Origin of the sequence: Priestia sp. YIM B13491 (genome assembly GCF_042787605.1) — a bacterium.
GTDB lineage: Bacteria > Bacillota > Bacilli > Bacillales > Bacillaceae_H > Priestia > Priestia megaterium_E.
The window spans coordinates 34,704-54,601 of sequence record NZ_JBHZOR010000015.1; the positions used below are offsets into that span (position 1 = coordinate 34,704).

The 19,898-nt window shown below is 33.9% G+C and carries 22 protein-coding genes and 2 pseudogenes; 14 read left to right on the top strand and 10 right to left on the bottom strand.

Annotation, left to right across the window (positions count from 1 at the left end; translation table 11 throughout):
• Positions 1 to 264: 264 nt before the first annotated feature.
• Positions 265 to 1,080 (bottom strand): prolipoprotein diacylglyceryl transferase, encoded by an 816-nt coding sequence (gene lgt, locus ACFX4E_RS25985; protein WP_377259330.1) that lies wholly within the window; start codon positions 1,078 to 1,080, stop codon positions 265 to 267.
• Between the two features lie 260 nt (positions 1,081 to 1,340).
• On the opposite strand from lgt, the gene ACFX4E_RS25990 reads away from it, so the two are divergent.
• The 4 genes from ACFX4E_RS25990 to ACFX4E_RS26005 all read left to right on the top strand — a co-directional run bounded on the left by ACFX4E_RS25990 (position 1,341) and on the right by ACFX4E_RS26005 (position 5,062).
• On the top strand, positions 1,341 to 1,910 hold the full coding sequence (locus ACFX4E_RS25990; protein WP_098333446.1) for a MarR family winged helix-turn-helix transcriptional regulator: 570 nt from the start codon (positions 1,341 to 1,343) through the stop codon (positions 1,908 to 1,910).
• Between the two features lie 87 nt (positions 1,911 to 1,997).
• Positions 1,998 to 3,026, top strand: a complete 1,029-nt coding sequence (locus tag ACFX4E_RS25995) for a serine hydrolase domain-containing protein (protein WP_098333445.1) — start codon at positions 1,998 to 2,000, stop codon at positions 3,024 to 3,026.
• A 220-nt stretch (positions 3,027 to 3,246) separates the two neighbouring features.
• On the top strand, positions 3,247 to 4,074 hold the full coding sequence (locus tag ACFX4E_RS26000; RefSeq protein ID WP_231504547.1) for a mechanosensitive ion channel family protein: 828 nt from the start codon (positions 3,247 to 3,249) through the stop codon (positions 4,072 to 4,074).
• A 226-nt stretch (positions 4,075 to 4,300) separates the two neighbouring features.
• Positions 4,301 to 5,062 carry a class I SAM-dependent methyltransferase gene (locus ACFX4E_RS26005; RefSeq protein WP_098333444.1) on the top strand — a complete coding sequence of 254 codons (762 nt, stop codon included), beginning with the start codon at positions 4,301 to 4,303 and terminating at the stop codon, positions 5,060 to 5,062.
• Between the two features lie 173 nt (positions 5,063 to 5,235).
• Here the strand turns inward: ACFX4E_RS26005 and ACFX4E_RS26010 are convergent, their stop codons facing one another.
• Positions 5,236 to 5,640 (bottom strand): MerR family transcriptional regulator, encoded by a 405-nt coding sequence (locus ACFX4E_RS26010; protein ID WP_060745052.1) that lies wholly within the window; start codon positions 5,638 to 5,640, stop codon positions 5,236 to 5,238.
• A 244-nt stretch (positions 5,641 to 5,884) separates the two neighbouring features.
• On the opposite strand from ACFX4E_RS26010, the gene ACFX4E_RS26015 reads away from it, so the two are divergent.
• From ACFX4E_RS26015 to ACFX4E_RS26030, 4 genes and pseudogenes are all read left to right on the top strand, one after another.
• Positions 5,885 to 6,205, top strand: coding sequence for a carboxymuconolactone decarboxylase family protein (locus ACFX4E_RS26015; protein WP_098333442.1), 321 nt, complete (start codon positions 5,885 to 5,887; stop codon positions 6,203 to 6,205).
• A gap of 17 nt (positions 6,206 to 6,222) precedes the next feature.
• Positions 6,223 to 6,618, top strand: a complete 396-nt coding sequence (locus ACFX4E_RS26020; RefSeq protein WP_098525873.1) for a cupin domain-containing protein — start codon at positions 6,223 to 6,225, stop codon at positions 6,616 to 6,618.
• A gap of 201 nt (positions 6,619 to 6,819) precedes the next feature.
• Positions 6,820 to 6,942 (top strand): annotated as a pseudogene (locus ACFX4E_RS26025) (TetR-like C-terminal domain-containing protein); the annotation flags it as partial.
• A 138-nt stretch (positions 6,943 to 7,080) separates the two neighbouring features.
• The gene (locus ACFX4E_RS26030) at positions 7,081 to 7,554 is read left to right on the top strand and encodes a hypothetical protein (protein WP_060745054.1); all 474 of its coding nucleotides are present in this window, start codon (positions 7,081 to 7,083) and stop codon (positions 7,552 to 7,554) included.
• Between the two features lie 203 nt (positions 7,555 to 7,757).
• Here the strand turns inward: ACFX4E_RS26030 and ACFX4E_RS26035 are convergent, their stop codons facing one another.
• The gene (locus ACFX4E_RS26035; RefSeq protein ID WP_098333441.1) at positions 7,758 to 8,132 is read right to left on the bottom strand and encodes a winged helix-turn-helix transcriptional regulator; all 375 of its coding nucleotides are present in this window, start codon (positions 8,130 to 8,132) and stop codon (positions 7,758 to 7,760) included.
• Positions 8,133 to 8,234: 102 nt separating this feature from the next.
• Between ACFX4E_RS26035 and ACFX4E_RS26040 the strand changes: the two genes are divergently transcribed.
• The 3 genes from ACFX4E_RS26040 to ACFX4E_RS26050 all read left to right on the top strand — a co-directional run bounded on the left by ACFX4E_RS26040 (position 8,235) and on the right by ACFX4E_RS26050 (position 10,720).
• Positions 8,235 to 8,894 (top strand): MBL fold metallo-hydrolase, encoded by a 660-nt coding sequence (locus ACFX4E_RS26040; RefSeq protein WP_097823753.1) that lies wholly within the window; start codon positions 8,235 to 8,237, stop codon positions 8,892 to 8,894.
• Between the two features lie 11 nt (positions 8,895 to 8,905).
• Entirely contained in the window at positions 8,906 to 9,712 is an 807-nt protein-coding gene (locus ACFX4E_RS26045; RefSeq protein ID WP_377259325.1) for a carbon-nitrogen family hydrolase, read from the top strand.
• A gap of 414 nt (positions 9,713 to 10,126) precedes the next feature.
• Positions 10,127 to 10,720, top strand: a complete 594-nt coding sequence (locus ACFX4E_RS26050) for a hypothetical protein (RefSeq protein ID WP_098525875.1) — start codon at positions 10,127 to 10,129, stop codon at positions 10,718 to 10,720.
• Positions 10,721 to 11,000: 280 nt separating this feature from the next.
• Here ACFX4E_RS26050 and speG read toward each other — a convergent pair whose 3' ends face one another.
• Positions 11,001 to 11,525: a spermidine N1-acetyltransferase gene (speG, locus tag ACFX4E_RS26055; protein ID WP_013056444.1), complete on the bottom strand. Its 525-nt coding sequence runs from the start codon at positions 11,523 to 11,525 to the stop codon at positions 11,001 to 11,003.
• Positions 11,526 to 11,700: 175 nt separating this feature from the next.
• Between speG and ACFX4E_RS26060 the strand changes: the two genes are divergently transcribed.
• Positions 11,701 to 13,023, top strand: coding sequence for a DUF1565 domain-containing protein (locus ACFX4E_RS26060; RefSeq protein WP_377259322.1), 1,323 nt, complete (start codon positions 11,701 to 11,703; stop codon positions 13,021 to 13,023).
• Between the two features lie 302 nt (positions 13,024 to 13,325).
• Here the strand turns inward: ACFX4E_RS26060 and recA are convergent, their stop codons facing one another.
• The 5 genes from recA to ACFX4E_RS26085 all read right to left on the bottom strand — a co-directional run bounded on the left by recA (position 13,326) and on the right by ACFX4E_RS26085 (position 16,923).
• Positions 13,326 to 14,369 carry a recombinase RecA gene (gene recA, locus ACFX4E_RS26065; protein ID WP_060745061.1) on the bottom strand — a complete coding sequence of 348 codons (1,044 nt, stop codon included), beginning with the start codon at positions 14,367 to 14,369 and terminating at the stop codon, positions 13,326 to 13,328.
• Positions 14,366 to 14,515, bottom strand: coding sequence for a hypothetical protein (locus ACFX4E_RS26070; protein ID WP_195694785.1), 150 nt, complete (start codon positions 14,513 to 14,515; stop codon positions 14,366 to 14,368). Before ACFX4E_RS26070 ends, recA begins: the two co-directional genes overlap by 4 nt.
• A 297-nt stretch (positions 14,516 to 14,812) precedes the next feature.
• The gene (gene arsC / locus ACFX4E_RS26075; protein ID WP_028410068.1) at positions 14,813 to 15,235 is read right to left on the bottom strand and encodes an arsenate reductase (thioredoxin); all 423 of its coding nucleotides are present in this window, start codon (positions 15,233 to 15,235) and stop codon (positions 14,813 to 14,815) included.
• Positions 15,236 to 15,258: 23 nt separating this feature from the next.
• Positions 15,259 to 16,557, bottom strand: a complete 1,299-nt coding sequence (locus tag ACFX4E_RS26080) for an arsenical efflux pump membrane protein ArsB (RefSeq protein ID WP_028410069.1) — start codon at positions 16,555 to 16,557, stop codon at positions 15,259 to 15,261.
• A gap of 18 nt (positions 16,558 to 16,575) precedes the next feature.
• Positions 16,576 to 16,923 carry an ArsR/SmtB family transcription factor gene (locus ACFX4E_RS26085; RefSeq protein ID WP_028410070.1) on the bottom strand — a complete coding sequence of 116 codons (348 nt, stop codon included), beginning with the start codon at positions 16,921 to 16,923 and terminating at the stop codon, positions 16,576 to 16,578.
• A 406-nt stretch (positions 16,924 to 17,329) separates the two neighbouring features.
• Here ACFX4E_RS26085 and ACFX4E_RS26090 point away from each other — a divergent pair, with 406 nt between their 5' ends.
• Both ACFX4E_RS26090 and ACFX4E_RS26095 read left to right on the top strand, forming a co-directional pair.
• The gene (locus ACFX4E_RS26090) at positions 17,330 to 17,659 is read left to right on the top strand and encodes an ArsR/SmtB family transcription factor (protein WP_060745064.1); all 330 of its coding nucleotides are present in this window, start codon (positions 17,330 to 17,332) and stop codon (positions 17,657 to 17,659) included.
• Positions 17,660 to 17,709: 50 nt separating this feature from the next.
• Positions 17,710 to 18,138, top strand: a complete 429-nt coding sequence (locus ACFX4E_RS26095) for an ArsI/CadI family heavy metal resistance metalloenzyme (RefSeq protein ID WP_028410073.1) — start codon at positions 17,710 to 17,712, stop codon at positions 18,136 to 18,138.
• Between the two features lie 630 nt (positions 18,139 to 18,768).
• Here ACFX4E_RS26095 and ACFX4E_RS26100 read toward each other — a convergent pair.
• Positions 18,769 to 18,966: pseudogene (locus ACFX4E_RS26100) on the bottom strand (MerR family transcriptional regulator); the annotation flags it as partial.
• Positions 18,967 to 19,898 lie beyond the last annotated feature (932 nt).

The window sequence follows — 19,898 nt, forward strand, 5'->3', positions numbered from 1 at the left end:
ATAGATTCTTATCAAGTAAAGCTTCACATAAGAAATATGTACTTTAACTATAAAAGACAGTTTATTATTAGTAAAATATAGATAAATCATAATTATAATTAAAAATATTAATGAATGATGCAAAAAAACAGCAAATTGATTTTCAGTGACTCTGAAGATCAACTTGCTGCTTTTATTGGTTTTTATCCCTAATTACACGTTTTGATATCTGAAATATAGTCCATAAACTACTAATTTTACAAAACTGCATAAAAATATAGGTTCTTATGAGAGAAAGACAGCCTTGCTAGTTGCTAAGCCTTTTTTACGTCTATACCATAGCAATATCAAACTGCCTAATACGCAAAGGAAAGACACTAATTGAGCTATTCTGATATGAGAAGTTAGCATTAAGCTATCTGTACGCAATCCCTCTATAAAAAATCTTCCTATCGAATACCATAGCAGGTAAGTAAGAAAGACTTCGCCTCTTTTTAACAAGGATTTTCTTAGTACGATTAGGACAAGAACACCTATTATGTTCCAAAGTGATTCATAGAGAAACGTAGGATGATAGTAGGTTCCATCGATATACATTTGGTTAATAATAAAATCAGGTAAATGTAAAGTTTCTAAAAACTGACGTGTAACAGGTCCGCCATGTGCTTCTTGATTCATAAAGTTTCCCCACCGGCCAATAGCTTGTCCTAATAATAAGCTGGGAGCTAAAACATCAGCCATTTTCCAAAAAGAAAGATTCTTTTTTCTGCAAAACCATATAGCTGTTAATACAGATCCAATAATTCCACCGTGAATGGCTATGCCTCCATGCCAAATTGCGATAATTTCACTCGGATGTTCTTTATAATAACTCCATTCAAAAAGCACGTAATAAATTCGAGCTGTAATGATAGCAATCGGTAGTGCTAGCAGAAGTAAATCAGAGATGGTTTCTGAAGAGATCCCACGTTTCTTTCCTTCTTTCGAGGCTAACAAGAAGCCTAAGAAAGCTCCTAACCCTATAATGATTCCATACCAATGGACTTCAAGTGGACCAAGGTGGAAAGCGATAGGTTTTAAAGGTTGTGTGTGCTGGTTCATGATTTTTCTCCTTTACTTCATATCGGTTGTCTTACATTTTTTGAGAGTAGTATTAAATTAGAGTGCCTTTTTAGTATATCTAATTAGATAAAAAAAGGACAATTTTTGCTTACGAACGATCAATATTTCTTTGTCTACTTTAGTGTAACAGAATAGTCTCCTTAGAATAGTCAAAATTAAAATAGACAGTACATTGACTTAATTACCAAAATATACTATTCTTATTTTGGACAATATACTGTCTAAAATGGAGGGTGGATATGGATATTTATAAAGAGCTTTTTCTAATGCAGCAAACTTACGCTACTTTATTTTCTCTGGCAAATAAAATCCAAGTAAAGGGTGATAAATCTCTTGAACTTTTAACATCAAGACAGCATATGGCGATGGTGGCAATTGCTCATTTACCTAAAGATGAAACAACATTGAATAATATTGCTAGAAAATTAGGAACTACAAAACAAAGCGTCAAACAGTTAATTACCATTATGGAAAAGAAAGGTTATGTGGACGTAATTCCTAGCAGTAAAGACAAGCGTGCAGTTAACGTAAAAATTACAAAAGCGGGAAAAGAGGCACTGCTTGTTGTTTCTGAAAAAGGAATCTTCTTTTTAGAAGAACTTTTTAACAAGTTCTCAACTGAAGAGTTAGAAATAATGTGGAAACTTTTAAAGAAACTTTATAGCTTTGATGGTGAAGAACACGATGGATTTGAAGAAGAAGGCAACATCAAAATGGATGAAGATCACACTGAATTACAGTTGAGAGTAATAAGAGAGTTTGAAAGTCGAAGAGTTCAAGCAATTGATAATATGAGAAAGAATATATAAAAAAACTCGAGAGGCTAATCTAACTTAAAGCATATCGATTAATCCTTTTAAAATTTTAAAAATAAAGGATAAGGGAGAGCAATCATTATGTTTGAAATCAGCGATGAAACATTACGATTAATTAATAAAACCTGTAAAGAAAAAAAGCACTTGAAACTAACCGTTGGCTACTTAACGGACAATCAGTCTATTATAAAAGTCTATAATGAAAGCGGTGAAATTGACTCGTCAAAAAAATATCATTATGAAATTGGTTCTATTACGAAAACTTTTACGGTATCGCTGTTATCAAAATACATATTTGAAAACAAGGTGTCGTTAAACGACTCTATACAAAAATACATAAAAGAACTTAAAGAAGACATGTATTATCCTACATTGCTCCGCCTCGCTACTCACTCTTCTGGATATTCAGGAAGCTTACCTTTAAATAAAAGGGAATATTTTAAAATAATTTTAGGTTTGATTTTTGGCGGAAGTGATTTGAGCAAAAATAATCCGTTGCATATGGATTTTAACAAAATGAAGATGCTAATCGAAAGAACTAAATTGAAAGAAGTAGATTATTCATGGAAATATTCCAATTTCGGCATCTCACTTATTGGGTATGCGTTGGGAATGGTATCGGGAAAGGGATATTGGGACACTATGAATGACTTTCTCCATGATGAGCTTGGACTAAAGGATACTTGTTTAGGCAGCTCAAATAATAATTTACAGGGTTATGACCGCAAAAATAATGATTGCGGTAACTGGCATTGGGACAAGGGAAATTTTATATCACCTTCAGGGGCGGTATCCTCAACCGCTGACGATTTACTTAAATACGCAAAAATAAATATGTACGAAGATAAACCATATCTGTCTTTATGTCATAAAAAACACGGCAATGGAACAAAGAAGTTTGATATGGGTCTTGGATGGCTGCTTTTAAAGAAAAACAATAATGTAGTGTTGCACGGCGGTGGAACAGGATGCTTCAGCTCCTTTTTAGGGATTGATAAAGAAAAGAAAGTTGCGTCCGTCGTTTTAGCTAATTATAGACTAGGCAGAAATGATGACGAGAATATAGGAATAGCTTTATTGGAAAGTCTACGGAAGTCAAAAGATATATAAGAATAGTCTGCAAAAAAACGAAGAAAATTAGTCTATTACAGTTCACCTTACCCCTTTAATTTCAATTAATTGAGAGATTATCATCGATATACCGACCCTCAAGAAGCGTAGATACCGCTTCTTTTTTTGATAAAACCGTGCTATTATCATTAAGGTTTGTGAAGAACAGAAGATTTTTGTCTTTGCATACATTCTTTTGGTATAGTGTTAGAAATAAGGAGTGGGTAAGTTGGTTTTTACTGAATTTTTCCAGCAGTTTCCCGTAAAGGTTTTAACGGTAGCGCTGCTGATTATACTTATCGTTTATTTTATTCGTAAATTTATTAAGCTTTTCTTTGACAAAACGAGCTTTTTAGATGAAAAACGAGAAGAGACCTTGATGCATTTTTCTAATCAGGTGACAAGAGTAGTAGGCCTGGCTTTTTTCTTTATTTATGTGCTTAGCCATTTCTTTGACTTCGGAAAGATTCTCACTAGTTCAGTAGTGTTGGCCAGTGCCCTGGCAATAATCCTCCAGCATATCATTCGTGATTATATAATGGGACTGACTTACTTGTTTGAACGTCAGATCCATCACGGAGATTATGTTATTCTCAACGGAAACCGCCAAGGGAAAATAGAGGAAATTACGATGCGCTACTTAAAGATTCGTCAGTATGACGGCTACCTCTATACCGTCTCATATAGCAACATTACGGAACTTCAGAACGGAACCCGAGGAAGGCGCCGGGTAAATGAAAGTCTTATTCTCAACTATAGACAAAACCCTGACGATGCCTTCAAAGTAATGGAGCAAGTAGCACAAACATGTAACGAGAAATATGGTCAATATTTGTTGAAAGATGTGAATGGAATTCCTATAGAGAGCTTTCAATTCAATCAAATTACTGAACTGAACGTAGATTTTAAAGGTCACCAATATTCATTATCAGGCCTTGTAAAAGAAGCTGATTTTGTAGAAGCGGGCCAAAAGGTGAGATATGAACTCGCAATGGCTGCCTACAAAAATGACCTTATGATGGCTGAAAGCTTCGAGACAAGCCATTAAAAATAAAACTCGTCCCCTATTTATATACAAGATTTTATATTTAAGAAAAAAACACCCTTTTAATTTTTTAAAAGGGTGTTTTTTATTTTAAAAAATATCTATTAAGTACTTCTCCAATACAGATTAATTATCCGAAACCGAAAAAATTATTTAGTACATCTAAATTATTCTTCTAACAACATGGTAAAATTAAACAAAACACTCAAAAGGTAAAGGGGGATTAACTATGTCGCAAAAATCTAATTATACAAAAATCAACTCAAAAATGTGGGATGAATGGGCTTCATCTGGAGGAGAATGGTCATTAGCTATTAACCATCAAGATTTTGTAGATGCAACTCAAGGTAATTTTGATATTTACTTAACACCTTGTAAGCCTGTTCCACATCACTGGTTTATTCCATTTGAAAAAGCAAAAATATTGGGACTTGCTAGCGGAGGAGGACAGCAGTGCCCGGTCTTTGCAGCGCAGCATGCAGAAGTTACAGTGTTTGACTACTCTGATAAACAATTAGAATTAGAAAAAATGGTGTCCGCTAGAGAAGGCTATTCTATTGATTTAGTTAAAGGCGATATGAGTAAGACATTTCCCTTTGAAGATGAGACGTTCGATATGATTTTTAATCCCGTATCAAACTGCTATATTCAAGATGTTGAACACGTTTGGCAAGAATGTTTTAGAGTTCTTAAAAAAGGTGGCGTTCTGCTATCTGGCTTTGCAAACCCTGCTCTCTATTTATTTGGCGAAGATGAGAAAGAATTACAAGTGGTTCATAAATTACCTTATGACGGAACTAAAAGTACGATAGAAAATGATGAAGAACTTATAAAGAACGGCGGTGTACAGTTTAGTCATTCTTTAGAAACTCAAATTGGAGGACAGCTAAAAGCTGGATTCACTCTACAAGCTCTTTATGAAGATCATCACCACAAAGGAAAAATCACTGAATATATGCCTTGTTATCTGGCAACTAAATCCATTAAATAATAGTTGGTTATCATGTTGAATGAGTTACCTCAACTTTTTCTAACAGACGATCAAAGGGGGACAAGCAATTTTGTTCATTCCTATACTAGCCGAATAGATTAAAAAAATACATTTTAGAAAAGAGATTTCCACCTAAAAATAAGACAATAGAAAACTTTTTCTATTGTCTTATGTTATGAGTTTGATTCTTCATTTGGATAAAGAACAAAATCATATAATTCGCCTCTTAACCGATCGTTATAAAATTCAATTTTACGATTTAAAATGTCTAGACTCTGTTGTAAAGTTTGTATCTCCTGTTGTACAAGGTGTTTGCGGTTTTCAAGTAGATGTAATCTCTCTTGGATTGTTTTATCACCTATTGCACGCCATTTAGTGTATTGTTTTAACTCTGTTATTAACATACCTGAATTTTTTAAATGGAGGAGAAACTTCGCCCATTCAATATCATCATCCGTATATCTTCGTAAATTATTCTCATCCCTATTAGGTGTAAGCAAACCTTGTCTTTCATAATATCTGAGTGAACTTGCTGTTACGCCAAGGATTTTTGCAAATTCTCCAATTGAATAAGCCATCGTATTCACCTTTTCTATCATTTATTTGGACTAATACTGAATGCTTAAAGTCAGTTATATATAATTGTTTTTTCTTTAGTATTGTCTCCTTATATCTATTGAACTTATCATTTAAAGTCGACTTTAAGTCAATAATGAATTTCTTCTTAAAACATCGACATTCTCTTGTTGACTTAAACCTAAGTTTAAGTCTTATACTACATCTGTTGTAACGATCAAAATAGAAAGAAAGGATGAGAGAGAGATGCCGGAAAAACAAACCGCAGGACGAGAACTGTTAGGGGAATTTGCTCCAAAGTTTGCTGAGCTTAATGATGATGTTTTGTTTGGCGAAGTATGGGCGCGCGAGAAAGAGTTATCTCCGCGTGATCGAAGTATGATTACAGTTTCTGCCTTAATTGCGGGTGGAAACTTTGAGCAATTAACGCCGCATCTTCAAAAAGCAAAGAAAAACGGAGTAACCAAAGACGAAATTGTAGAAGTGATTACTCATCTTTCGTTTTATGCAGGGTGGCCCAAAGCATGGTCTGCTTTTAATATTGCTGAAAAAATTTATATCGGTTAAAAGGAGAGAGAATAAATATGAAGCATGAAAAATTAAGTAATAGCACAATCTTTCCATTAGGACAAAAAGTGGAAGCCAACTTTAGTGGAGACGCCTATTTAAAAATGGTATTTACAGACGAAAAGCCGCTTAACACATCTATTGGAAATGTAACTTTTGCTCCAGGATCTCGTAATAACTGGCACTCTCATAAAGCTGGACAAGTATTATTAGTAACAGCTGGAGAAGGCTGGTATCAAGAAGAAGGTAAAGCAGCACAGTTAATAAAAAAAGGTGATGTCGTGAACATCCCACCAAATGTGAAACATTGGCATGGCGCCACAAAGGATAGCTGGTTTGTGCACTTAGCAATGACACCAGGAGAAACAGAATGGCTAGAACCTGTTGATGATGAATGGTTTAATAAGTTATAAGCATAACGTATATATGCCGTTTTAAGAAACTGATCACATGATTACTCGCTTTTCATTTTATGGCTAGCAGCAATTGGCTCTGAAGAACCCAATGAAAAGCTTTTCAGAGATAAGAAACAAATCGATTGGTAACACCCGTGAGTAAAGATCAAAAAAGATTTATAAAGAGAAAAGCTGTATGTAAAACTAAATGAATTATTACTTGCTGAATTTGTTGCTAATGCGTACGTCAGCGTAGTTGAGTGGTGGCTCAAAAATGAAATGCCATATTCACCGAGAGAAATGGCAGAAAAAGCAGGAGAGCTTTTAGAAAGAAACTTATAAACTTAGGTTTGGTTGGACAAAAGCTTTAAAAGAAGAAAATTATCCATCTCCTATTCTTAATTATAATACCTTTTTTGTTTTAATTTGGTAACAAAGGGTAAATGTTCTAAGAATCACCTAAAAATAGGAGGAGATCAAATGAGAAAAGCGAAACAAGCTGTTGTAGCTTCTGCCGTAGGTTTAGCTGTGTTAGCGACGCCATTAGCTCTACCGAATTTAGGAGGTTCTGCAGGCTCTGCAGAGGCTGCAGAAGTTGGAGGAGACGTAACAGTTGATCCCGTAGCTATAGGACAAGCGATTGCAGATGCGGCTAAATCAGCCGACAATCGAAGTGGTTTCGTCAAGGGAGCAATGGAAAAAGCATTCTTTGAATCAGGTCAACAATACAATGTAGTGGTTATGAATTTGAGCCAAGGGTATAATTCAGATCAATTACAAGGTGTTCAATATTTTGACACCGTAGATTATGATGGTATTACCTATGGTGTCTGGGTATTTGAAGAAGGAACATTTATTAATGAAGGCGATGGAGGTTATGATAACTGGGCTTTCAGAGGGTGGTTTGAACGAACAGGAGATGACGAGAAAACAGTTAATTTTCATAGACCTTAATTAAAAATAGAGATAAAGATAACAAGAGATTCCCATTAGGGAAGAGCCTTTACCGCCATGGTAAAGGCTTTTCTCATTGAATGAGTTTGCATTTTCAAGTTAATATAGTTTCGCGGATACTACTTAATTAAGTACTTACATTATAAAAAAACAAGGCGTCATTAAAAAGAAGTAAAATATATTTAAGGAGTTTATTTAAAACATTACAATTTTTTTAATTCCTCTTCCTGCTGACTTATATAAACATTGCCCCACTTCTCTAAAGATTTTAGTATTGGAACAAAACTTTCTCCAAGATCTGTTAAATAATATAAAACCCTTTTAGGGTTATCGTTTGTTTCTTCTCTTTCAATCAATCCGTTTTTTTCCATATCCCTAAGCTGCAGTGTAAGGATACGCTGGGTAATACCCGGTATTTCACGGCGCATTGCATTATAATACATGGGTGATTTTGATAACAAAGATAAAATAATCCCTTTCCATTTACCACCCATCATATGCATCGTTAACTCAATTGGACAAGCGCGCTTTACAGTTAACGTACAAGGACCGTATTGATCACTTTTAAAGTCTGACATTTTTTCACCTCAATGGCTAGTAACAAAATTGTGCCTTCTTGTTACGTCTATTTTTTCTTACTAAACTTATATTATCAAATAAAACAAAAGAAGGTGCATCAATTGGAATTTGTCCAAATTTCTAGACATATTTACAAACTTACTTACAAAACTGTTGTAGGAATTCCTGTCAAAATTAATACATGGTACGTGCTAGATGGTGAGAGTGTTCATATCATTGATACAGGAATGAAAGACTATGCACATACTCAGTTAAATATAGCAAAATCTTTAGGTATCCCCAAAAGTATTTTACTCACACATGGCCATTTAGATCACATTAATGGCGCCAAGTATTTAAGAGATAATTTAAATATTCCTATTTACGCCCACGAAGTTGAAGCGCCTTTTATCAATGGCGAAAAACCATATCCAAATAAGGCAGAAAAGGAAACAACAGGCGTGGAACATCAAGTTGAAAGTCTAAGTAACAACATCATTAAAAAGTTACCTTTAGATGTGTATTTAACACCCGGTCATACACCAGGACATGTGATATACCACCATAAAGATGACAATGTGCTGCTAACTGGAGACTTATTCTTTTCTAATGCTGAATCCTTACATCCGCCGATTCGAAAGTTTACAGTTGATATGGGTGAAAATATTAATAGCGGGCGAATTATAGATGAAATTAAACCTTCTATTATTTCTTCATCACATGGCGAAGATGTCAAATACAACTGTGATTTATATCCTATTTATAAATTTATATATGAATAAGAGGGAGAAAAATGAAAATACAATTATTTCAAACAGAGATTATAGAAGGTGAAGTTAAGCAAAATGAAAACCGCATTGAGTCCTTATTTGAAGAAAAGCTACATATAGATACTGAGATTGTTGTGATACCTGAAATGTGGAATACAGGTTATGATTTAAAAAATGTAGCAGAAAAAGCAGATATTGATTTAAAGAGAGCTTTTCCCTTTATTCAACGTTTAGCAATCAACCATCAAGTGAATATCATTGCAGGTTCAGTTTCAAATAAAAGAAATGAAAATATTTATAATACAGCCTTTGCTGTATCAAAAACGGGTAAGCTGCTCTATCAAAAAGATAAGATACATCTCGTGCCGATGTTGGATGAACATCATTATTTAACAGGGGGAGATGAAGTCCCAGATGTCTTTGAGATTAACAATATCAAAGCCAGTCAAATTATATGCTATGATTTACGTTTTCCAGAAATCACACGCTACCCAACGTCTCAAGGTGCAAAAGTCATATTCTACGTTGCACAATGGACTACCAGAAATATAGACCATTGGAGAACACTATTGAGGGCAAGAGCTATAGAAAATTGTGTTTATGTCATTGCATGTAACAGCGTGGGAAAAGTGAGTAATGAAAATCATGTCGGCAACACATATGCAGGGCATTCAATGGTCATTGATCCAAATGGAAACATCGTAGAAGAGGGGGGAGATCAAGAAGAGATTATAACAGCGGAAATTCATATACAGAAAGTTACAGAACAACAAACATACATTCCAATATTTGAAAGCCTGAGACCGGATATTTATAAGCATGCAGAATAGAAATTTGTATATCATCTTAAATTTGGATGTTATCAGAATATCTTTGAATGTTATCAGAATATCTTTGAATGTTATCAGAATATCTTATGAAGTTTTACTAAAAAAAAGAGGCAGTTTCACCTGAAAATACTATATTTTTTAAAATTAACATATGTATAAAAGGTGCACTTCTTATACATTAGTTTCTCATCCACCTACTGAGAAAACGTTGATCAGTCAACAATGTATAAAAAGCTGCATACTCCGGAAAAAGGATCCTTGGAAGAACTATCCTTCGTCAAGGGTCCTTTTTTATAATGTTTTCTGGAAGAGTGATTGTGTTAACAAATTATGTATGAATTATACATACGCTTTTATAAGGGTTTTAATATATAATTAAGGTAAAAAAGAATTATTTTAGGAAGAGGAAAATGTGTGAAACGCAGTCGATTGTTGCTTTTATCGCTAATTAGTAGTTTGTTCGTTATTTTAGTGTCCTTGTTCCAGTGGGATCTGGTTGATATTATAACGGAATTTTTAATGTTACCTATTTGGTTATTTGTATATGCTTTCTTTATCATAATGACTATATGGACATTAATTCATCTTTTTAAAAAGAGAAAGTGGCAGCCGTTTCTTATTCAGCTCATTACTATCTCATTATGGTTTTCATTTCCATTCAATCAAGTCAACTTAGATCTCAACTTTAAAATCCATCAAGATAAGAGAGAAGAGGTTGCAACTAAAATAGAAAATGGTGTTATTAAACCTAATGTATCTGATAGTCCATCACTTATTCAATTACCTAAAAAGTATACTCAATTGTCTAAAGGTGGGGGCGACATCGCAGTAGAAACAAAAGGAAAGGCTAAATCAATTCTTTTCTTTACATATCGTGGGATGCTAGACAATTTTTCGGGATTTGTATATAACCCAAACGATAACAAACCTTCAAAAAGCGATTTTAACGGGGATTTTAAACAAATTAAAAAAGTACATAAAAACTGGTATTATGTATCTTCTTATTAAAAAGAACCTGCTGTTTTGATAGCAGGTCCTTCTTGTTACTTATTTCTTTTTTAACCTTTTAACAACTTTAAAAGCTAGGAATCCTATTAAACCAATAATAGCAATCCTGTTGGATTAAATGTACTCATAATACCATCCTTATGGTTTCTATAATTTACAATGTTATCATATTTAAATGGTTTGCACGTTTCTCCTTCAGGATTTTTTACTCCTATACTAGAAGCCCAATTTCATTCTTTCTTCTTTTTTAGGTGACCAGGACTCTTATACTAGTTCAACCTTAGTTTTTATTTTTGGTTTGTAAATATTCTTTTTGAAACATACACATTCTTATAGCATTATGATAGCTTCCATCAACAAAAAATTCATCTTTTAACTCACCTTCAATAGAGAAACCAACCTTCTTATAGATATGAATTGCTTTTTCATTTTCCTTGTCTACAATTAAGTAAAGTTTATGCATATTCAATACCGAAAAGGCATAATTCATTGCTAGGTTTGTGGCAACCATGGCGTAACCATGACCTTGATACGTAGGGTCAATGATAATTTGAAACTCTGCTCTACGATGAATATAATCAATTTCGACTAATTCCACTAATCCAAGCATATCCCCGTCCTTTTCAAGTATGAAACGACGCTCACCTTGATCGTGAATATGTTTATCATATAAATCCTGTAGCTCTACAAAAGCTTCATAAGGCTCTTCAAACCAATAAGACATAATATTTGCATCATTATTGAGTTCATGGACAAATTTTAAGTCTTCTCTTTCCAAAGGACGTAACTTAAGTTCCTTATTCATTTCTCAAACCTCCACATTCTAGCATTACTTTAGCACTTTCCTTTTTAAATGTAAAAATTGCTGTAGTTTTAAAAAATAATAAGATATAGTGCGATTATTTACATCCTTATGAAAAGAACCATAGTATAATTTAAAAATCTCGCAAGTGAAATTCATTAACTTTAAGGAGGATCTTATGAAAAAAGCAGTTGGTATTCTTCTTATTTTACTATGCTGTATAAACCAAAGGGTTGAGGCAGCTAATCAACCTTCAGCAGCTCCTACAATACATCATGAAATTTATGTTTCTCCTACAGGGGATGACAAAAACCTGGGTACTAAAAGCAAACCTTTTAGAACATTAAGAAAGGCAAGTGAAGTAGCTCAGCCCGGAACTACCGTTTACATCAGAGGCGGTATCTACTATGAACAATTAATTATTAGCCGTTCAGGTACTCAACAAAAGCCTATTATCTTCAGGAACTATAAAAGTGAAAAGCCTCTTATTAGTGGAGAAAAAATAAAAAGTCGTTCTACAGATGGAGGGCTAGTTAGCATAAAAAATAAGAGCTACATAACAATTCAAGGTTTGAATATAGGTCATTCGTCTACTTCTAAGGAACAAAATACACCATGTGGTATTTTAGTAGAAGGAAGTGGAAAGAACCTTCGAATTATTAATAATCATATTTTCGATATTAAGACTGCACATAAAAATGGAAACGCTCATGGAATAGCTTTTTATGGATCCAAAGCGCCGCGTTCGTTAGAAAACATTGAAATATCGCGAAACCTACTTGAAAACCTGACCTTAGGTTTTAGTGAAGCACTAACTCTAAATGGAAATGTTAAAGATTTTATCGTCAATGCCAATACAATTCGAAACGTTGATAATATTGGGATTGACGTAATTGGCTTTGAAAAAGTAGCTCCTATTGAGAAATATGACCGAGCTCGTAAAGGACTCATTAGTGAAAACCATATTTACAACGTCAGCAGTTATTCAAATCCTGCTTACAAACATGAATACTCCGCTGGGGGAATCTACGTAGACGGAGGAAAAGATGTTATTATTGAGCATAACGTTTCCAGTCATAACGATCTAGGAATAGAAATCGCAAGTGAACACTATGGTAAACAAACTAGCAATGTTCAAGTTATAAGGAATATGATTTATAAGAATCGTTTTACAGGAATTTCAATTGGAGGCTATGATAAAAAACGTGGAGGGACGATAAATACTCTTATTGAACATAATATTTTATATGGAAATGATACGATGAACATGGATGGTGGCCAATTACTGATGCAATATCATGCAACTCATAACGCTATTAACAATAATGTTATGGTTTCAGTAAAATCTAATTTGCTTCTGGCCAATCTTCATTACTCAAATAAATATAATCAACTTAATCATAATGTGTACCTAAATAAAAGTAGAGATAAAGCGAATCGATGGATATGGAAGGGGAAAGAAATAGAAAGTTCTACTATCGTATCACCTAGGCTTTTTTAATGAAAATTTCTTTTTGGAAGATATTATTTATTTAGTTGCTCGCTGGGATTCTATTTAAGGCCGAAAAATTATTCACTTCACTATCTGCTGGTTATACTTTTTATTTCATTGAAACAAAGAGAAAGGTGCGTTCATTGTAAATATACAAATGGATTGCAAGAAGATTCATGCTGTTTCTCTATATGAGTAGTGTTTATTTAGGTGCAAATCAATAGCCTTGACATAAAAACACCCCCATCATTAGAGTTTTTTTATCTAATAATGGGGTGCAGTTCAAGCCGTGGGAAAGGTGTTTTATGCCTTTATTGATTTTCGTTTTCGTTTTCGCTATCATTATCTATAACATTATCGTTATTAATATTATCACCATATTTGAAATCAATAATTCTTTTTCTAATTTCTTCTCTAATTTCAGGGTTTTCTTTTAAGAAAATCTTAGCGTTTTCTCGTCCCTGTCCTAAACGCTCCTCATTATATGAAAACCAAGATCCAGACTTTTGAACAATATCTACTTCAGAACCGATATCTAAGATTTCTCCTTCTCTTGAGATACCTTCTCCATACATAATATCTACTTCAGCAATGCGGAAAGGAGGCGCCATTTTATTTTTGACTACTTTAATTCTTGTTTTGTTACCAACTATGTCATTTCCTAGTTTAAGTTGTTCAGCACGGCGAACCTCAAGACGAACGGAAGAATAGAATTTTAGTGCTCTTCCACCTGGCGTTGTTTCCGGATTTCCAAACATAACGCCTACTTTCTCCCTGATTTGGTTGATGAAGATGGCAATGGTTTTGGACTTATTGATTGCTCCAGATAGTTTACGAAGAGCTTGAGACATCAAACGAGCTTGTAGACCTACGTGAGAATCTCCCATTTCTCCTTCAATTTCTTTTTGGGGAACTAATGCAGCTACTGAGTCAACAACAATAATATCTACAGCGCCACTTCTAACTAATGCTTCAGCAATTTCAAGTGCCTGTTCACCAGTATCTGGTTGAGATAACAGTAACTCATCAATATCTACACCTAGTTTTCTTGCATAAACTGGATCCAGTGCGTGTTCAGCATCAATAAAGGCAGCTCGGCCTCCATTTTTTTGTACTTCTGCAATTGCGTGTAAGGAAACGGTTGTTTTACCTGAACTTTCCGGCCCGTAAACTTCCATAATTCTTCCTTTGGGATAACCATTAATTCCAAGAGCTATATCTAAAGCTAATGAGCCTGAGCTAGATGCCTCAACTTTTGTATGTGTGCCTTCTCCCATTTTAATAATTGATCCTGTACCGAATTGTTTTTCAATTTGTTTTAGAGCCATATCTAGTGCTGCTTTTTTATCATTCATAATTTGAAACCTCCGATTGTTATTACGTTTACAATAAACGCCAAGGTATTTCGATAAAGAATAAGAGTTGGCTCAAATGTTTTTGCTCCGTGCGAGAAAATTTTGTGTTTAACTGTCTTAGTTTGTTCTGGTGTTCCTTTATTCATCTCTAAACCCTTAGTATCGAACAAATGTTCCTGTTGTGTAATCATACAATAAATGCATCTAATTGTAAAGGCGAAAGTTTTTCTGCAAACTAGCTAAAAGAATATCTTATATTTATAAAAAGCAAGTTTATACTTTCATATAAGTTAAATTAAATAAGAATTATTTTTAAATTTTTATGTACATGAATCTACCAATCTGATTAGACTAATGACGTATTCCTCATATTCCTAGTTACTATAAAACAGATTTTAGGAAGAAATAAAGCAGTCTATACAAATAGACTGCTTCTTGATTAATTATTTACCTGTTTCAGCAAAACGTTGAATACGTTCAGCAATTTCATCACGTACACGCTGGAAAAACGCCCATTTTTCTTCTTCTGTTCCTTCAGCCTTTGCTGGATCATCAAATCCCCAGTGTTCACGTTTCACATGGGGAGGCGTTACTGGGCAGTGATCTGCTGCATGGCCACATAATGTAACGACTAAATCCGCATTATTTAAAATTTCAGGGTCAATGACATCAGATGTTTGGTTTGAGATATCGACGCCAGCTTCTTTCATTGCTTTTACGGCGTTAGGATTTAATCCATGAGCTTCTAACCCTGCACTGCGTACATCCCATTCATCATTACTTAGATATTTTTTTGCCCATCCTTCAGCCATTTGGCTACGGCAAGAGTTACCTGTACATAAGAAATAAAGTGTTTTTTTAGACATGTGTAAAATCTCCTTTAAATGTGTTATGAAATAATTGATAACCAAATATATAAACCAACAAGCGTAATAAACAATGTTGGGATGGTTAAGATAATACCTGTTTTAAAATAGGTTCCCCAAGAAATCTTAACTCCTTTTGCCGAAAGAACGTGGAGCCATAAGAGAGTGGCTAGAGAGCCAATAGGTGTAATTTTTGGTCCTAAGTCTGAACCAATGACATTTGCATAAATCAAGGCTTCTTTAATTGTACCTGTTGCAGAAGTTGCATCAATGGCCAAAGCATCAATCATCACGGTTGGCATGTTGTTCATAATCGATGAAAGTATGGCTGCAATGAATCCCATGCCAATGGTTGCGGCAAACAATCCATGGTCAGCGGTTGCTTGGATGAGGCTTGCTAATACTTTAGTTAGCCCTACATTACGTAATCCATAGACAACAACATACATACCAATCGAAAAGAAAACAATCGCCCACGGAGCTCCTGCTAACACTTTTTTAGTGTGAACAGCGGGACTCTTTCTTGCTATTCCTAGGAATAAAACCGCAATAATACCTGCGATAATAGAAACAGGAATATCGAAAAACTCACCAATAAAGTAACCAAGAACTAAAATGAATAAAACGATTCCTGATAAACGGAACATTTTCTTATCTTTAATGGCTTCAACCGGTTTCTGTAAATCATCTAGATTGTATTTCTTAGGGATGCTTTTACGAAAGTACAAATATAAGACAACAATACTTGCCAAAAGTGAGAACAGATCTGGCACAATCATACGTGATGCAAATTCAGAAAAGCGAATACCAAAGAAATCAGCTGATACAATGTTGACCAAGTTACTTACTACAAGAGGTAACGATGTTGTATCTGCAATGAATCCACTGGCGATAATAAAAGGGAAGACCATTTTATCTTCAAATTTAAGTGCTCGTACCATGGCAAGTACAATAGGTGTTAGAATTAAGGCTGCTCCATCGTTTGCGAATAATGCTGCTACTACAGCTCCAAGGAGGGATACATAAACGAACATGCGAACGCCATTGCCTCCTGCAGTACGCGCCATATGTAAAGCTGCCCACTCGAAAAATCCAATTTCATCTAAAATTAAGGAAATAATAATAACTGCAATAAACGTTAATGTTGCATTCCATACAATTTGAGTTACATCCAGCACGTCATGGAAATCAACCACACCTGCTAAAAGAGCTAATACTGCGCCTCCGCATGCTGACCAACCAATAGACAAGTTCTTTGGCTGCCAAATGACAAAAATCAATGTCACTAAGAAGATGAGGGAGGCTACTATAACTGATATCACTTTACAGACCTCCTATTATTAGCAACAATTAATACGTAAACCTTGCTTTTCTAGTTCTTTTAATCGTTCATCTTCGCTTGGTAAAGAATCGAGTATATCAAGGACAAACTGATAATAGCTGTTTTCTTTATTTAAGGAATAGAAGATCCAATGTCCTTTTCGTCTTTCACTTACGAGTTCGATAGCTCTTAACTTCCGCAAGTGTTGGCTAATAGCCGGTTGACTTGCTTTATAAATTTCAACTAGCTCACAAACACAGCACTCGTTATTTTGGAGCAGCTTCATCATTGACAATCTTGTCTTATCTCCAAGCAGCTTCAGTATCTGTACTGCTTTTTCCACTTCTACCTGCGCTTTTACATCCATTATGACTCGCCTCCTTATTTTCAAATATAATTATATAAGTATTTTATTATATATTCAACAGAAATATACATTTTAAAAATTAATCAAAAAAAGTTGATTAATGCCTTGATTTATCTAAATTTTCCAGATATGATGAATACATCAAAAAAATTGATTTATGAAAGTGAGGATGAAAGCAGTGAGAGTCAACAACTCTGGAAACTTATCTGTTACGTACTTTCGAGCCTATTTTCATTTAGTTATTAACACCCAAGGGATGGACCAGAAGGAAGCACAAAACCTAATCTTTCAGCGTTTTTTTCATCAAGATCCTATGCTAAGAGGGGAAACTACATATAGTAACTTTAAAAAAGCTGCCGAAAGCTTCGATCATTAAATCAAAAAAAGTTGATAAAGGAGAATGACAATGGAAACAGTTAAGGAAGGAAAGCACCCATTTAAACAGTACGAACAAAAATTTAAAGCACTTGCTGATCAAAAGAGATTAGAAATTATGTATGAGCTCTGCCAGCGAGGACAGACATGCGTATGTGATCTAACTGAATGCTTTGGAATGTCTCAATCTAAACTTTCCTATCATTTAAAGATTTTATTAGAAGCAAACCTTATCACAAAAGAAACGAAAGGGACATGGAGCTATTATGATTTAAATGATAAAGAGGTAAATCACCTGTTATCTGAGGAGCTTTGCTGCTTGTTTAGAAAAGATACAAGTAAAAGCGGCTCATGCTCGTAATTTACTACATTCAAAATAATATTGTTTATCATGTGGAGGAGGAAGTATAAATGAAATATGTTCATGTAGGAATTAATGTAACAAATCTAGAGGCGTCCATTGAATTTTATCAAAAGGTATTTGGCGTTCAACCTGTAAAAACGAAAGTAGATTACGCTAAATTCTTATTAGATGAGCCAGGATTAAATTTCACTTTAAACGTACGAGACGAAGTAAAGGGTAATCAAGTAAATCATTTCGGATTCCAAATAGAGACGCCTGAAGAAATCCATTCCCATAAATCACGATTAGAAAAAGAGGGCTTCTTTGCTCGTGAAGAGATGGATACGACTTGCTGCTATGCTGTGCAAGATAAGTTTTGGGTAACAGATCCGGACGGAAACGAATGGGAATTCTTTTATACGAAATCTGATAGTGAAGTTCACAAGAACAGCGATGGGCCAAATGAAAAGCTACCTGTAACTAATGCTTGTTGTTAATCATTAGTTAACATAAAACCATTTATCGGTAAAAATAAAAAGCAGACCTTTAATTAAAGATCTGCTTCTTTTCTTTAGCAAAAACTAAATATGTTCCCACTAAAAACATGATGTCCAAGCCTATAAACATTAACCAGTACGTTAAAGGGAAACTATAGGAAACTTTCATAACTCCAGTATTTCTATCTAATATTCTAACAGTATAAGGAGTATATGCTGTCTTAATAGTTAAGTACGTTGATAAAGCTTGAGCAATAAGAACTATCCCTATTGCACATTTCATTATATTTCCTTCAGACCCATACATGTTTCTGTGTACAGTTTAACACAAAGGGGTTTACTTAATATGCTAGTTACCATAATCACTCTTTCAGGAACATATAAAAAAGAGAACCTTTATGGGAATAAGGGTTCTAACAGAGTCATTTTTATAAAATATAGACATCTTTATACGTCCCTTATGTATCAATGTTTCTCTCTAGGCTAAATAATAATGGAGTGCATAAAAGTCTTATCTTATATACATTTATAAAAAATCCGAATAAAAATAACCCAGTAAATATTGAATATAGAGATTGAGTAAGCATGAACAAAGACTAAAAGAACAAATCAAATTTACCTACTTTAAAATAAATCCTTACGCATTTCCCGTGTTCTAACACCATCTTCAATTTTTTCTGCAATGTCCATTAACCTTTCAATGTCGGAAAAGGAATACATTCGGGTACCTGAAGAGTTTCGTTTTGGAAAAATAAGCTCTCGCTCTTCATAATAACGAACTTGTCTTTCTGATAAACCTGTCATTTCAGTAACGATTTTTATAGTCATAACTTTCTCATCTAAATATGGATGATTTTTAGTCAAGATTATCCTCTCCTATTTCCATTCTTTATCAGTATATATGTTATTAACTTTTGGTTTGTATATAGAAATGAAGTTTATTAAAAATAGCACGTTATAAACACTTCTTGATGAAAGGCGTTTGTAGTTATTGAGAGTGACATTAGGTTAACTAAGTTCAAAACAAGTGTTTCAAAATCAATAATAAGAAGAAAATAAGAGCTTCTAAATTGCTCAAATTTACGTCGAACTATTTATTTTATTATATGTAAAACCAAAGTTCATTCCCTCAGAGAGCGTTTCTCTGTATATTTGAAATATATTTTAATCTGATTACTAATAAAATATATGGATACGGTGCAACCTATATCATTCTAGTCATTTTCATTCCTATAAATAAAAAGACTTGCTTTAGATAGAAAGCAAGTTTAAAGAAGGATAATCACTTTGGTGATTCCATTATAATTCAATGATTATAGGGAATCATTAAAATGTGGTTAAAAATAAATTAAAAGTAAATTAATTCATTAAAAGTATTAATTAACCTTTTATTTAAGTTTCGTTAAAGCAATTTTATTAATTCCAATAAATTTTTTAACTTTATTCCTTTAGTGGTTGAATAAAGTTAAAAATTAGGAGTCCTTAAAAGTATACTTTTTCGAATGGGATAGCTTTTTAGTGAAGAATGGAAAAAAGCAATTATTTGCTATCAATATCTCTATGTGTTACACTATGTTTAACTTGTTTTTGTTCGGTATAAGATTGAGAGAAGAAAAAACCTTAAACAGAAGTTTTTATCTTGAAATAGTATGATTGGGCAAGAGAGGTAATACATTTGTGGAATATTCCACAGCAGGAGGCAACATTATGACACAAGGTACAGTAAAATGGTTTAATGCAGACAAAGGTTTCGGTTTCAT

Bases quoted from the DNA above. Each gene is read 5' to 3' on its own strand.
- lgt (WP_377259330.1), bottom strand. From the start codon at position 1,080: ATGAACCAGCACACACAACCTTTAAAACCTATCGCTTTCCACCTTGGT.
- ACFX4E_RS26085 (WP_028410070.1), bottom strand. From the start codon at position 16,923: ATGGATGTAAAAGCGCAGGTAGAAGTGGAAAAAGCAGTACAGATACTG.
- ACFX4E_RS26015 (WP_098333442.1), top strand. From the start codon at position 5,885: ATGCCGGAAAAACAAACCGCAGGACGAGAACTGTTAGGGGAATTTGCT.
- ACFX4E_RS26010 (WP_060745052.1), bottom strand. From the start codon at position 5,640: ATGGCTTATTCAATTGGAGAATTTGCAAAAATCCTTGGCGTAACAGCA.
- recA (WP_060745061.1), bottom strand. From the start codon at position 14,369: ATGAATGATAAAAAAGCAGCACTAGATATGGCTCTAAAACAAATTGAA.
- ACFX4E_RS26060 (WP_377259322.1), top strand. From the start codon at position 11,701: ATGAAAAAAGCAGTTGGTATTCTTCTTATTTTACTATGCTGTATAAAC.
- ACFX4E_RS26095 (WP_028410073.1), top strand. From the start codon at position 17,710: ATGAAATATGTTCATGTAGGAATTAATGTAACAAATCTAGAGGCGTCC.
- ACFX4E_RS26030 (WP_060745054.1), top strand. From the start codon at position 7,081: ATGAGAAAAGCGAAACAAGCTGTTGTAGCTTCTGCCGTAGGTTTAGCT.
- arsC (WP_028410068.1), bottom strand. From the start codon at position 15,235: ATGTCTAAAAAAACACTTTATTTCTTATGTACAGGTAACTCTTGCCGT.
- ACFX4E_RS26090 (WP_060745064.1), top strand. From the start codon at position 17,330: ATGGAAACAGTTAAGGAAGGAAAGCACCCATTTAAACAGTACGAACAA.
- ACFX4E_RS26035 (WP_098333441.1), bottom strand. From the start codon at position 8,132: ATGTCAGACTTTAAAAGTGATCAATACGGTCCTTGTACGTTAACTGTA.
- speG (WP_013056444.1), bottom strand. From the start codon at position 11,525: ATGAATAAGGAACTTAAGTTACGTCCTTTGGAAAGAGAAGACTTAAAA.
- ACFX4E_RS26005 (WP_098333444.1), top strand. From the start codon at position 4,301: ATGTCGCAAAAATCTAATTATACAAAAATCAACTCAAAAATGTGGGAT.
- ACFX4E_RS25995 (WP_098333445.1), top strand. From the start codon at position 1,998: ATGTTTGAAATCAGCGATGAAACATTACGATTAATTAATAAAACCTGT.
- ACFX4E_RS26020 (WP_098525873.1), top strand. From the start codon at position 6,223: ATGAAGCATGAAAAATTAAGTAATAGCACAATCTTTCCATTAGGACAA.
- ACFX4E_RS26070 (WP_195694785.1), bottom strand. From the start codon at position 14,515: ATGAATAAAGGAACACCAGAACAAACTAAGACAGTTAAACACAAAATT.
- ACFX4E_RS26045 (WP_377259325.1), top strand. From the start codon at position 8,906: ATGAAAATACAATTATTTCAAACAGAGATTATAGAAGGTGAAGTTAAG.
- ACFX4E_RS25990 (WP_098333446.1), top strand. From the start codon at position 1,341: ATGGATATTTATAAAGAGCTTTTTCTAATGCAGCAAACTTACGCTACT.